General features: G+C 42.1%; 9 protein-coding genes. 3 read left to right on the plus strand and 6 right to left on the minus strand.

Features of this window, described 5'->3' with window-relative positions; all coding sequences use genetic code 11:
* The first annotated feature begins 35 nt into the window (after positions 1-35).
* Entirely contained in the window at positions 36-812 is a 777-nt protein-coding gene (locus AB4238_RS19780; RefSeq protein ID WP_372035062.1) for a class II glutamine amidotransferase, read from the plus strand.
* Between the two features lie 110 nt (positions 813-922).
* Here the strand turns inward: AB4238_RS19780 and AB4238_RS19785 are convergent, their stop codons facing one another.
* From AB4238_RS19785 to AB4238_RS19805, 5 genes are all read right to left on the minus strand, one after another.
* The gene (locus AB4238_RS19785; protein WP_372035049.1) at positions 923-1,540 is read right to left on the minus strand and encodes a MarC family protein; all 618 of its coding nucleotides are present in this window, start codon (positions 1,538-1,540) and stop codon (positions 923-925) included.
* Positions 1,541-1,656: 116 nt separating this feature from the next.
* Positions 1,657-2,748, minus strand: a complete 1,092-nt coding sequence (locus tag AB4238_RS19790; RefSeq protein ID WP_372035050.1) for a two-component system response regulator — start codon at positions 2,746-2,748, stop codon at positions 1,657-1,659.
* A 36-nt stretch (positions 2,749-2,784) separates the two neighbouring features.
* Positions 2,785-8,286, minus strand: a complete 5,502-nt coding sequence (locus tag AB4238_RS19795; protein WP_372035052.1) for a response regulator — start codon at positions 8,284-8,286, stop codon at positions 2,785-2,787.
* A 582-nt stretch (positions 8,287-8,868) separates the two neighbouring features.
* A complete protein-coding gene (locus AB4238_RS19800) occupies positions 8,869-9,660 on the minus strand; it encodes a DUF3108 domain-containing protein (RefSeq protein ID WP_372035054.1) in 792 nt (263 codons plus the stop codon).
* Positions 9,661-9,690: 30 nt separating this feature from the next.
* Positions 9,691-10,044, minus strand: a complete 354-nt coding sequence (locus tag AB4238_RS19805; protein WP_372035056.1) for an MGMT family protein — start codon at positions 10,042-10,044, stop codon at positions 9,691-9,693.
* A 222-nt stretch (positions 10,045-10,266) separates the two neighbouring features.
* Between AB4238_RS19805 and AB4238_RS19810 the strand changes: the two genes are divergently transcribed.
* A complete protein-coding gene (locus AB4238_RS19810; RefSeq protein ID WP_372035058.1) occupies positions 10,267-10,938 on the plus strand; it encodes a hypothetical protein in 672 nt (223 codons plus the stop codon).
* A 68-nt stretch (positions 10,939-11,006) separates the two neighbouring features.
* On the opposite strand, the gene AB4238_RS19815 is transcribed toward AB4238_RS19810, so the two are convergent.
* Positions 11,007-12,728: an MFS transporter gene (locus tag AB4238_RS19815; protein ID WP_372035060.1), complete on the minus strand. Its 1,722-nt coding sequence runs from the start codon at positions 12,726-12,728 to the stop codon at positions 11,007-11,009.
* Positions 12,729-13,368: 640 nt separating this feature from the next.
* Here AB4238_RS19815 and def point away from each other — a divergent pair.
* Positions 13,369-13,860, plus strand: coding sequence for a peptide deformylase (gene def / locus AB4238_RS19820; RefSeq protein ID WP_371993056.1), 492 nt, complete (start codon positions 13,369-13,371; stop codon positions 13,858-13,860).
* The last annotated feature ends 179 nt before the right edge of the window (positions 13,861-14,039 follow it).

Below are 14,039 nucleotides of genomic sequence, written 5' to 3' on the forward strand. Positions count from 1 at the left end.
ATACTGATTGGTATTATTGAATGGGATTAAGATTAATGTGTGAGTTGCTGGCCATGAGTGCCAACGTACCAACTGATATTGTGTTTAGTTTTACAGGACTTGCCGAAAGAGGTGGGGTAACTGGGCCACATATTGATGGTTGGGGAATCACCTTTTATGAAGGTAAAGGTAATCGAACATTTAAAGATGCACGCCCAAGTAGCGAATCCCATGTTGCAAAGTTAATCAAATCCTACCCAATTAAAAGTGAAGTGGTGGTGAGCCACATAAGACAAGCTAACCGCGGTGGCGTGTCATTGGAAAATACTCACCCCTTTACTCGTGAGCTATGGGGACAGTATTGGACTTATGCACATAACGGTCAGTTAAGCGATTATCAAGATAAGTTTATCTCTACACGTTTTAATGCGGTAGGTGATACTGACAGTGAAATGGCATTTTGCTGGATTATGGACAAAGTGGTTGAGCAGTTTGGCGATAAAGCACCTGATGATATGCAGCAAGTGTATCGCTTTATTGCAACCTTAGCGGACGAGATCAGAGCCCTTGGCGTGTTTAATATGATCTTAAGTGACGGTGAACATTTAATGAGTTATTGCAGTAATAACTTGTGTTATATCACTCGATGCGCGCCTTTTGGCAAAGCTAAACTGATTGATACCGATGTGGTGATCGATTTTAATAAAGAAACGACTCCTAATGATGTGGTTACCGTTATCGCCACCCGTCCACTGACTAAAGATGAGCAGTGGAACGTACTTGCTGCTGGAGAGTGGAAGCTGTTTAAAAAAGGCGAGTTACTGATAGGCTGAATTTGAATGTGAGCCGCCATTAATCATCGGTATATAAAAGGCAGTTATTAGTTAATAGCTGCCTTTTTTATTGTTGATTAACGATATGCGATTTGTGCTTAAAACACCACTTAGTGAATATTCGCAATCACTGCACTGGCGCCATCTATGACCATTTGCACACCGATAACTGCCAAAATTAGCCCCATTAAACGCGTGACTATACTTAAGCCGCTTTCGCCAATGGCGGATATAATCTTTGATGAAAACACAAAGCAGATAAAAGTAATCAGGCAGAGCACTGCAAAGGAGGCCACTGTTAAGGTTATTTCTTGCCAACCACCAGCTGCCGAGTAGTTCATTGCGGTGGCGATGGTACCTGGCCCTGCAAGTAACGGTACGGCCAGCGGCGAGATAGCGATATTGTCATCTGAACTTGCCGCTGCAGTATGCAACTTAGAGCTTTGTCCATGTAACATATGGTAACCGACAAGAAACACCAAAATTCCACCCGCTATGCGCAATGCTGGCAGCGATATGCCAAACAGGTGGAAAATGGTTTTACCCAAAAAGGCAAATAACACTATGATGACGAAGGTAATCATTAGTGATTTAAAAGCAATCTTTCTCTGCTCTATATTGCTCATTTCGGCAGTTAGCCCTGCAAAAACGGTTGTGTTAGCAATAGGGTTCATGATTGCAAAAAATGCCATAAATACGGTTAGTAAGTGCTCAACGAATTGGTTCATTAGTATTTTTTCCTGTAAAAATAGATACTAACAGTTATTTTTGGCAGAATACGCGATTATTTTAGATTTTACTATCAGTGGTTTACTGCTTTTCTGAGCACGATGAGGTTGCTCCGTTAATCTTGATCGAGGAACTGCAGCGCAATCGCATTAAACTCATCGGTTATTGATAAGAAACAATCAACCATGTTGGGATCAAAATGGCTGCCACGTCCCTCAGCGATAATGGTGACGGCTTTTTCATGGCTAAATGCGGGTTTGTAAACTCGGCTGCTAATGAGCGCGTCGTACACATCTGCAATAGCCATTAACCTTGCCGACAATGGAATATCTTCAGCAGCTAACCCTTCAGGGTAACCCGTACCGTCCCACTTTTCATGGTGGGAATAGGCGATCTCTTTGGCGAAGGTTAGAAAGTTGTCAGCTACTTCAATCGACTTCTCTGCTGCTACAATGGCATCACGTCCATATGCGGCATGTTTTTTCATTATCTCAAACTCTTCTTCTGTGAGTTTGCCTGGCTTTAGCAATATATTGTCCGCAATACCGACTTTACCGATATCATGTAACGGTGCAGACTTGTACATAGCGGTTATGATTTCGGGCGTTAATAGCTGTTGATATTGCGGCATTTTTGATAACGCTTGTGCTAATACTCTGACGTAATGCTGGGTACGACGAATGTGGTTACCTGTTTCAGGATCTCTTGATTCTGCCAATGCGCCCATTGCAACCATTGCCACATCTTGAAGCTCAGCTAGCTGATTGGTACGCTCAATCACTCGTTCTTCAAGGATCTCATTTTGTCTTTCCATAAGGTCTCGAGATGCTTTTAGCAGTAGGTGATTTTTGACTCGCTCTTTGAGGATCGCTGGACTTATGGGTTTAGTAATATAGTCTACTGCACCTAGTGCTAGCCCCTTGGTTTCATCATCCTCTTGTACTTTTGCTGTTAGAAAAATAATTGGGATATCTTTGGTTGAGTCCTGTGACTTTAATTGCTGACATACCTGATAGCCGTCCATTTCAGGCATCATAACATCGAGTAAAATAAGATCCGGCTGGCGCTTATCAATGATCTTCAATGCCATCTTGCCACTTAAAGCGGCTTGTATAAGATAATCCTGAGACAGTATTCCTTTGACGACTTCAATATTGGTCGCGGTATCATCTACTGCGAGAATTGTTGCCTTCTTTACATCGACCATTGTTATATTCCTTTATTTTTGGTTTAGGTGACGGCATCATTTTTTATCAATCGCACTCAAAAGCTGATTAAGCTGTGACTCTGCAGTTTCAAAATCGTATTGACTCAAGGTTGCGAGCAGCGCTTGTACAGCTTGTTGTACATCCGATGGTAGTTGGCAATCGAGTAAGGTTTCGATGCCATCCACCGCAGCAGAGTCAAAATCTTCTATTTGTGACTCAATGACTTTAAGTTGGCTTACTATCTCATCAACTGCAAGATGGTTAACCTGCTGTGCAGGTTCTGCTTGTTCAAGCAGTGACAGCAGTTCAAGGTTGAAAGCTTCTATAAGCGTTTCAGCTTCGTCGAAATCATATTGTGATAGTGCTTTATACAGTGATTGACCGACTTGTAAGTCGTTAGCTACTTGTAGCTGCTCAAACAGGGTATCTAAACTATCGACTGCGGTACTATCGAGTTGTGCTATTTGATGATTAATACAATCAAGCTGTGCTTTCAATTCCGCTCTAGATATCGCACTTCCGAGCGTTGTCGTGTTGGCTTTCGTTAATGCCTGTTCAATGGTGTCGATCATTTTACTGAGCTGTATTTGGCACTCGTCTAAAAGTCGCTGCAGTTGTGCATCGATAGCACAATTATTGTCATTTTTTTGCTGGTTGAGATTGGATTCAATTTGCTCAGCTATAGGTACCACAAACATTGCACCGACATTGCCTGCGACTCCTTTTAATGTATGAATGGCAATGATTGCACTGGTAACATCGTTATTGGCCATTGCTTGGCTTACGGTGGTAACAGATCCCCCTTGGGATTGAACCACTTTTGCTAACATTTTCAGGTACGCTTTTTGATTGCCGGACATACGTGCCATAGCACTGTCGACATCAAAATTGGGTAGTTCGAGTTGCGCTACCGTGTCATGTTCACCGTTGTTATTAATGGTTTTAGGTAACTCTTTTCCTGTCGGCTCAATCCACTTAGCCAGTGTTCTGAACACCTCTTGTGGATTGATGGGTTTGGGAATATGGTCATTCATCCCAGCCTCAAGGCATTTCTCTCTATCACCACTCATCGCATTCGCCGTCATGGCGATAATCGGAATAAGCTGTCTGTCAGGATTGTGCCTAATACTGCGGGTGGCTTCGTATCCATCCATAATCGGCATTTGAATATCCATTAAAATGGCGTCGTAGTCATTGGCTAGTGCCATATTGACAGCTTCTTCACCATTGCCAGCGGTTGATACCTCTATGCCAGCCATATAGAGCAGTTCGGTGGCAATCTCTTGGTTTATATCATTATCTTCAACTAATAATACATGGGCACCCACGATATCTTTTGCTGCTGAGGTATTTAGCTTACCGTTCTGATTCGCAGCGGGTTGGGGCGAGGTTTTGCCCATTACTGCCATTACGGTGTCGAATAAGGTTGAGGCACTGACAGGTTTGGTGATTGCACTATCAAGTTGTACTTTGTCAGCCTGTTTTAACATCTCATCACGATCATAGGCGGTGATGATGACTAACTTAGGTTGGTTGACTAATGTGGCATCATCTTGAATCGTTTTGCAAAGCATTAGGCCATCCATCTGTGGCATTTTCCAGTCCGCTAATATCAGCTGGTAAGGTTCTCCTTGGTTATCTGCAAGCTTAATCTTTTCTATTGCTTCAGCACCAGTCGCGGCTAAGTCGGGTCGAAACCCCAGACTCTCTGATAGGGTGAATAAGATCTCTCGTGCGGCAACGCTATCATCGACAATGAGCATGGGAAGATCTAATAAGCTCTCTGGCGAGACATCTGCCTGGGTGGTCACTATGTCTGCAATGGCAAACTTAGCCGTGAACAAGAAGGTACTGCCTTCACCGTAGGTACTTTCAACCCAAATATCACCTGACATTAACTCGGTTAATGTCTTACAGATTGTCAGTCCTAATCCTGTTCCACCATATTTTCGGGTGGTCGATGCATCGGCTTGACTAAATGATTTAAACAGACGACTTTGCTGCTCAGGTGTCATACCTATGCCAGTGTCTTTTACCGAGAATTCAATAGTTACATGCTGTTCATCTTGCATTGCTGCACGGGCTTTAATTATTACCTCGCCTTCTTCGGTGAATTTCATCGAGTTGTTGGCAAGGTTAATCAGTACTTGTCCCAGCCTTAAAGGGTCACCAATAAGCTCAACCGGTAGGTTGGGTTCTATATCGATGAGTAGTTCAAGCCCTTTCTGCTGGCTCTTATGGGATATAATTTGTACTAGATTGTCAAAACTATCATTGAGGTTAAACTGAGTTGTTTCTAGCTCCAATTTTCCTGCTTCAATTTTAGAAAAATCGAGGATATCGTTAATAATGCCCAGCAATGATTCGGCTGAATTTTGGATTTTGGCTACGTAATCAGATTGTTTTCGATTTAAATCTGTCTGCTGAGTTAAATAACTCATACCAATGATTGCGTTCATTGGCGTACGGATCTCGTGACTCATATTGGCTAAAAAGTCACTTTTAGCACGGGTCGCTTCGTCAGCCGTTTTGACTGCTATTTCAAGCTGTCTGGCATTTTCCTTCTCAGTGGTAATATCGATAAAATTACCGACTAATCCAGCAGGGTTGTCGTTACTGTCTTTAAAGCCCGTTACCCAATATAGCGTGTCGTGAACCTTATTATCGGCGAAGGGGATCCGCATCTCCTTTTTGATGGTAGTTTGATTTGAAATGACTTCATCGTCTTCCGCTTGGTAAAGCTTGCGATCGGCTTCGCTTAAATAGGTGAGGTCATTAACCGTTAAGCCTACTAAGTCTTTAGACTCAACTTGAAATATCTCTTCGTAGGCTTTGTTAAACCCTAGGAATTTGCCTTCAGCATCTTTATAGAAAAGTGGGATAGGGACGGTATCTATCAGTAGTTGTTGGAACTTCATCTGCTCTGCTAATGAGAGTGTTGCTCCTTCAGCTTTTTGCATTGCCGCGTTTAATGCTTCCGTTCTGACTTTTACAAGCTCTTCTAGTTCTTTGCGTGAACGAGATAGTGCTCGTGTCGCTCGGGTACCTACTCTGAGAGTAAACAGGGTACTGCCTACCAATAGTGCCAGTGAAATAAGCACTATTGACCATGCGGTATACTTAAAAATTTGTAGTAGGGCAAAAGACTCTTCGACATCAACTTCGGCAGCCAGCCCCATATCGAGATTTGCATCCCATACCCAGGTACCCACTACTTTTACACCTCGATAGTCATTGTAACCGTCAAGATTTATGCCGGATTTTTCATTTGATATCTCAGCCGACATTAAGGTTAATGGCCAGTTAGGATCCGGAGATACTGGCGTTGTAGTGTTGGTCAGATTTCTCCCTGGATCGGCAATTCGCACATTTAGCGATGCTTCTTGTTCTTGGGATATCAAGCCTATATCGCGTAACTGGCTTTCGAAGCGAACTTTAGATAAGAGTAAGCCAGTTCTGTCGACGGCATAGGTTTCACCTGTATGCCCAATAAAACCTGCAGAAAGGATCGAGGAGAACACACCATTAAAGTTTACTCGTTTAGTGACAATAGCAATAACCTGGTTATCGCTGTTGACCACTGGCGCGGCAAAAAACATGGTTGGTGGTTTATTATCGATACTGCTGGTATCCATGTTTTCATTAACATAAACATCGGATCTGATTGGTGGCACGAATACACTCTCACCTTGCAACACTTTATCTAAAATCTGGGGGCGTTGCTGTTGAATAATATTGGTACCACCAACATTGTCATCACGTCGAGAAGAGAGACTAATTTTATCAGGAGAGATAATAAAGAAACCAAAAGAGCCGGGTTCGCCCTCACGATCACTAAAGAAGCTGCGAACTTGTGTCTGAAGACTTGCTTCAACCAGCGAACTTTTATCTCTTGGTAGCACTAGTAGCTGCTCAACCAGCTCGACTAAATCTTGGTTTCGGCCGATTTGTTGTAAACTATTTAGCTCATAATCTACCCAGAAAAATAGCCTTTGGTGAGTAGAGGTAAGCAATGTTTGCAAGTTGTATTCGATTTCACTACGTGTCTTTTGTTCAGCAAATTGGGTGACCATCGCAATCACTGCAATCAACACAATAGACAGTACGGCGAGGCCAATATAGATTGTTCGTTTAAAGTTGCTGGAGCTAAAGCGTGTGACCAGTTCTTGATCGTTTGCTTTTAATATGCGCGAACTTACCACCGTTCCTAGGATGAACAGCACAAGTACTATCGCCATAATGATAAACAGCGAATCTAAATATTTAGGTTGTTTATCGTTAGTTGTTTGTTTATCTGTGGTTAACCAATCATTTTTAGTTAACATTAGATCTCTGAGTTTGAGTGAATCTAGCCCTTTTTGCAGAATAGAATGTAATATTGGCGAGCGCTTAGTACTTAAAAGGTGAACGGATGTAGGCGGGAAGAGATCTTCGTCAATCACTCTAATTTGATCGAGTTTACCTTGCTGTCGCATGGCATGTTGAACTGCGAGTTCTGAATCTAACAATGCATCGACTTCACCAGATAAAACCTTTTTAATAGAATCATTTATGTCTGCTGTTTCAATCAGAGTGATATTGGGATATAGCCGGAGTAATTTTTTGCGACTTGTATACCCTTGGGGAAGGGCGATAGTGGCATTGGCTAAGTTGTCATTAGTGAGCAAATGGGTATTTTTGGCTTTGACATGGAAGAGTTCTCGCACCAAAAAGAAAGGAGTACTGTAATTGCCAAATGCTTTTCTGTCTTCCTCATAATATGCATCAGGTAGTAGATCGATTTCACCGCGCTTAAAAGCTTCAACATTGCTACTCCAGTCACCTTGCCTGATATCGAGTTGTAAGCCTGTATTTTTGACAATTTTATTAACGATGGCACCTGCTAGCCCGCCAATTTTGCCATCTGGTTGCATAAATAACATTGGAGGCCAATTATCAATGCCGATAATAACTTTATGTTCGGCTATCCACTTTTTCTCTTCAGGGGTGAGTATGACTTTCTTAATGGCATTGTCGGTTGGGCTAATGGCTCTGGTGCTGAGTGTTTCTGTGAATGAAATAATGTCTTCGAGATAGTCGTGTTTTAGCTTGTGATATTCATCACCATTGATAATTGCCATCGCTTGCTTGCGATCGCCTTGCTTAATAGCATTTATCATCTGATTTTCTAAAGTCACGAGCTTAACATTAGTGCTTTCCAATGCTTTAACTAGTTCGTTGTCTTCTGCATTTTGTCTTGATAGAAGTCGCTCAATTAACTTTTCAAGTTTAGGTTCATATTCATCGTAGCGATTTAGCCACTTCTCATCACCAGAAAACCCATAGCTGAGTACGGATGAGGTTAGAATTTCATCATAGTATTTCAGCTCTGTAGCGATATTTTTAATATCCGCAACAGTCAATTGCTCTTGGTACGCTTTTGGTTTTTCTGCAGCATAGGAAGATGAAAATGTAAGGCTAATGACGAGCACGATAAATAAAACAACCCATTGCAACCTGTTGACCGGCTTTCTATTTGGTAGAATGACAGAATGCATGTTTTACGTCCTAGTAACATATGTAGAGTGCTATCTTAAAACTACACAAGAATGTAACGTCTAACAAGGAAAACAGCGTATTACTCGTTGAATAAGTAGAAGTTTTTATTTTATTTTTACGCAGGTTTTTACGCAGATTAAACCATAACAAACAGGTTAAAGGAACGGTTTAAACAATGGCTAATTGGTTTAATGTGTTTGTGTGTGTAAACGAGCTAAAGAGACTCTTATGCTGATTGGGTTCGGTATCATAAAAGATAGAATCTGCTCGTTATTGTATATGCGCGAGTCTCTAGGGACTGTTGATCTTTCAAGCTTAGTTTTTGCTCGATTCTTTACCGTAAGCAATAATGCTTCTAGTACAAGTCTTGAGCGATAACGCTTAGCGAGCTAAGTGAAACGTTCATAACGCATTCTAGTCATAAAAGAATAGAAACAATGAAACGAATTCAAAGGACAGCATTTCTTGGCCATTTTTCTGCATTAAAGGCTCTTTGTGGAGAATGACTACACCACATCGCCTCATTTTGCCAAAATGGCCAATAAATTACCGTAAAAACAACCATGAAAGATCAACAGGCCCTAGTTAGCAGAGCCAGTATCTTGTGGTTTTGTTGTTTCAGTTAATGCTTGCTCGGGAGCCACGGTTATTGGAGCAGCTTGTTGTTCAAATTTATAGTTGAGTAAGGTGATATCGAGCTGCTTACTGCCTTTTTCAAAATGAGTTAGGCGGATTGGTAGGTAGCTTAACTCTGGTGCCATCCAGAAAAAGGTTTGCCGTTTAGTGCTGTCACGCTTAACCTCAAACTTTATAGTTTGATAACTACCACTTTCAATGTTGACCCGCTCTTTGCCGACAATTTTAAAACCATAATCATCAATCTCACCCTCTTTAACCATGGTGTAATGCAGCTCCTCTTTCTCTGCTGCCATGTCGAGTCTAAATTGCAACTGCACCATCAGTGGATCAAATAGCTGTTCATCGTAGGGGAATTTTGCCCGCTCATCTTTATAGCGGCTATGAACGACGTTTTGCCCTTTAGCAAAGGCGATCTGTTCTCTAAAGTTAGGCCCAGTCCCCGTTCTTTCTACTGAGTAGCGCATTGGAATGAGTTGGTTATTATCTAGTGTAAACTCACTGCGGATATGACGTTGGTCTGAAAGCATAAGTAGGCTGACGTCGCTATCAAAACGGTAGCGGAATTGGTCACCCTCGGGAGCTGCTAAAATGTATCGTGCTCGGCCAAGTTCAATACTGCCATAGTTGACCTGATACTCTGCAGTGTGAGGCGTTAGAGGCGTAGTGTCAGCAATAACGATGTTGCTTGTAAACAGTAAGCTGACCGCAAATATAATCGATGATTTTCTAGACAAATACGTTTCCTTTACATTGAGTGTTGGGCTTTAAAAGGGTATTGAAAGTACTAATGTTGCCATATCCGGTCGCCACTCGTGATCTGATAATTTTACTTTACCGCGATTGACCATAACACCTTCGCCGCGTAGTCGTTCCATTTGATCAATATAAGGTTGGGTATGCTCTGCAAAAGAGATTTTACCCTGACTATTGATCACTCTATACCAAGGTAGGGCGAGTGAATCAGGCGCTGCCTTGAGTGCTTTGGATACATAACGCGCTCGACCAGGTAATCCCGCTAAGTCCGCTATTTTTCCGTATGAGCTAACTTTCCCTTCAGGGATCATAGACACAATATGCCATATTTGCGTCATCGGTGAAGCTTTTATATCGCTTTGCATTAACCACTATCCCTAGATTTTATACTGATTGATATTTAATTCTATCGCTAATTTGTATCACTCTACAGTGCTTTTAAGTCGTCTAAATGAGTTTTGTTGCGTTACGTCTGTTAATGCTTTTCATGCATGCTGCACACTTATTGATGCATTGTAATATAACGTAAAAGTTCTTGCTGGCACTTAGCGCTAACGTAATAATGGCGCCTTTTTACGGTATATATCATGTCTATGCAGGTTACCAAGCCTCTTGTTGGTTCATTGTTGTTACTGTCAACTTTTTCTGTATCAGCGTTAGCTGAACAGTATCGTCATATTGCTGATCCACTAAATCTCAGTGATTCGCTGTATGTGGGGTTTGATGGCGATGTGCTCAAAGTGGGGGGAAGTTTAGCCACTAGCCATCAAAAATTCTCAGGTAACACCAATACTGGCGGTGATAAATGGCATATGGGTTATCTTTATTCAACTAATCAGTGGCACCTGCGAGCGTCGATTGATCATGGTAAAACTGATACCCCTGACGGTAGATCGAGTCATTACCAATATCAACTAGGCCTAATGCATGAGCACAAAGGCTGGCTAAACACTCAAGTGTTTACTGAGCTTGCGGTTAACCACTTGGCGGTTAAATCCTGTACTGATAGCACTGCAGCCAATGCCAGCATGACAGTACTTAAACCTATCACAGAACATTGGTACAGCGAACTATACGCCAGTGCGAATGCAGGTATTGATGGCACTGAACGTTTTGATGCACGTGGCTGGTTGGCAATGGGTTATCAAGTTAATCCGCAGTGGTCATGGGTAATACGTTATCAGTATGATTGGGAAAAACTTGAAAATATTGAAAGCGATGATACTCAGTGGGTGTTTGCGGTACGTTCGCAGTTCTAATCTAGATAAAGCCCGCGCAAATATTATTTGCGCGGGCTTTAAAATGACGATTTAGCACTTATAGCAAGTTAATTGGCTTGAGCAAGCTCGCCATTAACCTCATCCTGTGCTTGTGGAGTGACACCAAATTTATGGAAGATGATCAAACCAAATGCGGTGAGTAGGCCAAGTGCACCAATAATAAACCACATTAGATCTGGGTGTTCAGCACCTTTAGCGACTTCACTGTAAAGGTAACCAGATAGCGGTCCTGCCAGTAAGAATCCAATCGCTGATGATACAAAGTAGTAACCCATGAACATGGCTTTCTTGTCATTGGGAGCAAAGCTTGCGACATACTCTTGGCTCTTTGGAGACGCAACCATTTCGCCAATCGAGAACACTAAAATAGATGTCAGTACCATCGCACCGCCCATGACTGCACCATGTGCAAAGCCACCAATTGCAGTACCCAGTGCAAGAATAATCGTACCACCAACCAACACCGGCAATGCTTGGAAGCGTTCAACAAAACGGCTGATTAATAGCTGCATCAAAACAATCGATAAGAAGTTAAGCCCAATTAGGTATTCAGGGTTCACTTGGCGATAGTCATTAGCCCAGCTCTGAGCATATTGTGTCGCTAAGGCTGGTGTTTGAGCTATGGCGGCAAACGCTTGACCTATTTCTGCTGTAGGCACCATCACTTTGGCGTGAACTAATTCGAAATAGGCTTGTTTCGCGTTTAATGTGCCAGCACTGAACTCTTGTGCTAAACGAGTTAGTTCTGATTGCAGTAACGTGGTATCGACAGGGGCAAAGAATTGCTGCAAGTCAGGGTAGTTGGCTAGCATTAGCACCAGATCGGCAGTGTCGACAAAGTCACGAATGTAGATAGGTAGGGTAATAAATATTTGCTGATAGACCATCCATAGGCCAGATAGAATAAGCAGATAGATCACAAAAGGTTTATTACCTAAGCTAATTTTTTGACCGTACCAAGGCGCACCTTTACTAGAGGAAGCCAGCTTGTCCCATATAAGATGCGCTGTGAACCAAACGGCGTAGATGATTAACGTTGTCTCACCCGTAATCCATTTTGCGCCATAAGACATTAATATGATGAGTGTACCAAAAAATAGAATAGCGAAACGGGCGTTACCGAGTACTTCTTGGATATCGTTAAAGACCGCTTTTAGAGGCTTGCCTTTCTGGCTATTTTGATCTGTTGGTTCTTTGTAGAAAAATAGTGCAGGGATAAAGTTTAGTCCAATCCAAAATGCCGACATGATGAATACCCAGTCCCAGCTGATGGCGCGAACATAGCCAGCAACGAATGGCCCTAAGAATCCGCCGATATTGACCATCATGTAAAAGATCCCGAAACCTAAACCACGGTTAGTATCATCGGTTGTTCGTGCCACGGTGCCTGTTACTACAGGTTTAAAACATGCGGCTCCGACCGCGACTCCCATAAAGGCAATAAAGAAACCGGTAAAACTATCAACTTGACCAAGTAAATAGTAACTCGGACACATAATCGCATAGGCGACCAAGAACATTTTTCGATAACCATAGCGGTCAGCGAGTGCCCCGGTTAGTACAGGGAAAAGATATAAGAAGAAAGGGATCATTCCTTGTAGTAGTCCACGTTCTTGGTCTGAAAACCCGAGCCCACCTTGATTTTGTGGTGATGTCATATAGAGGGATGACAACGCGAAGAAACCATACCAAGCGAGTCGTTCAAAGATCTCCATAGTATTGGCAACAAAGAATGTAGGGGGTAAAGGGGAGCGCACTGCTTGTGACATATTATTATCCGTATATTTTATACATTTTCGCAAATATAACATAACTGATCCATTAAATGGACTGAATTGTCGGTTCATGAAATTTTTTAGATAAAAGTCACTGGCGGGAATTAGGGCTGTTGATCTTCTGAGCTTGGCTTTTTTTTGAGTTCAATGATTTAGGGCAAGACTGGAGCGATGATGCTTAGTGAGCTAAGTCAAAAGTGGATAATGGCCGCTGTTGTATAGGCTAGAAGCATTGAAATGAATCCAAAGGGCCGTGCTTTTGGGGGATTTTAATGTGTTGCTGGTTATTTGTGGAGCATGATTAAACCCCATAACCTAGGTTTTTTTAATGACCAATAACGGTGGCCAAAACAACCATGAAAGATTAACAACCCCTAGTTTGGGTCGATAATAGCAAATCAGTATAAAAATCGCCTGTAGGAGGTTTTTTGCTGCCTACTTCTGCGTTGAATAAGCTCATAAGGCAACAACCATGATGTCATTGATATGTTTTGATTGAGTACGCAATAAACACTCAGGGTAGATCAACGTCTTATGCTGATTGGTATAAAGCGAAATCGACTGATAGTTGCCTTTGCTGTTGATTCGGTCATAATAGCGCGAATTTTTTGGTTAATACTAGTGTGATAATGATATGGCAGTGTTAGAAATTTTAACGATCCCTGATGCGCGGCTTAAGCGTAAAGCCGAGCCGGTGAAAGACATTGATGCGGTACAGGGGTTTATTGATGACTTAATTGAAACCATGTATGACACCGATGACGGTATCGGTCTTGCGGCAACTCAAGTGGGTAGTTTACACGCAATTTTGGTTATCGATCTGTCTGAAGAACGTGATCAACCTATGGTATTAATTAACCCTGAAATTGTTGAATCTCGCGGTGAGTTCCAAGGCGAAGAGGGTTGTTTATCTATCCCTGGTTACCGTGCGAAAGTGAATCGTCATGAAGGTGTTAAGGTCACAGCATTAGATCGCACTGGTGAAGCATTCGAAATTGATACCGATGAGTTCCTTGCGATTGTTTTGCAACATGAGATGGATCATCTCAAAGGTATTGTGTTTACCGATCACCTGTCGATGCTAAAACAGCAAATCGCGCTTAAAAAAGTGAAGAAATTTAAATAGTTCATTCACTGTAAACCGTTTTGTGAACGCCCCTCTTTTTAGAGGGGCGTTTTTTTTGGCTGAAACAACAGGTTTGCTATAATACCAATCAGTATAAGAAGTTGATCTACTCAGAGCGTTTTTGGCACGCTAATTCAAGGCAGGCTAATTCAAAGTGAGTAATGACATAATGGTTGTTC

The organism is Shewanella sp. 10N.286.45.A1 (assembly GCF_041470405.1).
GTDB lineage: Bacteria > Pseudomonadota > Gammaproteobacteria > Enterobacterales > Shewanellaceae > Shewanella.